The sequence below is a fragment of the Cupriavidus sp. FW305-46 genome, from assembly GCF_058787075.1.
In genome coordinates this window covers 1-520 of record NZ_JBYSZI010000141.1, presented here as the reverse complement: position 1 = coordinate 520, position 520 = coordinate 1, and the positions used below count along the sequence as shown (strand labels likewise).

Here is a 520-nt window from a genome sequence, read left to right as displayed (position 1 = left end):
CCGGGGGCTTAACGCCTGACCTGCATAGGGTCACGTGAAGGGGCGGCATGGTGCCGCCCCTTTTTGCTTTCCACTTCGCATACAAGGACTCTGCGATGAAAAATTTCGTGCAATGCGGTGACACGCTCACCCTGACTGCGCCGTACGCGTGCGCTTCCGGCGATGCTGCGCTGGTCGGCAAGATCTTTGGCGTCGCCGTCGCGGCGGTCGCCAATGGCGCCGATGGTGAGTTTCAGACTAGCGGCGTGTTCGACCTGCCGGCGCTCTCGACCGATACCGCGGCCCAAGGCGCTGCGCTGTACTGGGACGCCGTCAACAAGCGCCTGACCACCACCTCCGCCGGCAACACCCGCGTCGGCGTGGCTGTCGTGGCTAAGGCCAACGGCGCTACCACCGCACGCATCAAGCTCGACGAAACGGTGGCCTGATGGGCTTCGATACCGCCCGTTTCTGGCCGTCATTCAAGCGCCACGGCATGCTCAGCGCGGTCAGTGTCGCCGGATCGCCGGACTTTGACGGG

General features: G+C 64.8%; 1 protein-coding gene. It reads left to right on the top strand.

Going from position 1 to position 520, the window contains the following annotated elements; genetic code table 11:
- Window positions 1-95 precede the first annotated feature (95 nt).
- Window positions 96-428, top strand: coding sequence for a DUF2190 family protein (locus AC3WON_RS31110; protein ID WP_492353486.1), 333 nt, complete (start codon window positions 96-98; stop codon window positions 426-428).
- Window positions 429-520: the final 92 nt, after the last annotated feature.

Excerpts from the sequence above, each read along its gene's own strand:
- AC3WON_RS31110 (WP_492353486.1), top strand. The coding sequence starts at position 96 with ATGAAAAATTTCGTGCAATGCGGTGACACGCTCACCCTGACTGCGCCG.